This is a genomic window from Streptomyces sp. NPDC019890, assembly GCF_044903445.1.
GTDB lineage: Bacteria > Actinomycetota > Actinomycetes > Streptomycetales > Streptomycetaceae > Streptomyces.
On sequence record NZ_JBJDQK010000099.1, the window covers coordinates 311 to 1,041 of the forward strand.

The window sequence follows — 731 nt, forward strand, 5'->3', positions numbered from 1 at the left end:
CAGGGAGCAAGCGCGTCCACGGCCCGCTTCTGGAGTCGGACGACCGGGTCTATCTTCCCGACAGCGGCCGCGTCCATGTCGTCGACATCTCCTCCGGCCGTCGCCTCGCGCCGATCGTCGTGACCCGCGGCCCCGCGGAACTCCAGATGTTCGAACGCGAGGGGTCGGTCTGGATGCATGACCCCCAGGGCCCTGAAGGAGCAGTCGTCCGGCAGGGAAGGACACGGTTCTTCCGCAAGTACGATCCGGCCGTGCCGTCGTCGGCGAGCCCCGGCCCCGCCGTTCCCGAGCACTCCGCGCATCCGAAGCCGACGGATGCGACCAGCCCCCCGTCTTCCGCACGTCCATCGCTGCCTAGCTCCACCGCGCCAGGAGAGTTGCCGGCCTCCGACGGGACCGGCAGCTCTCCGGCCCCTGGCAGCAGTGGCCAGGCCCCGGCGCCCGGCAGCACCGGACCGGGCCGGAACGGGGGGCCGGGCCCGCGTCCCGGAGGGCCCGGCACGGGATCCGGGAAGCCCTCGCCCTCGGCGAGCAGCGGCCCGTCGCAGCCGGTGGTGCCGTCCGGCAAGCCTGCGGAGCGAGGCAAGCCCGAACAGGTGGCCACGATCCCGGCCGGCGGTCCGCCCCAGTTCCGCCCGGGCGGCACCATCCTGGCGCTGCGTGACGAACTCTGGGACGTGACCGACCCGGCTCGGCACCGGCGGCTCGCCGCGCTGCCGCTCCCCGAGCTG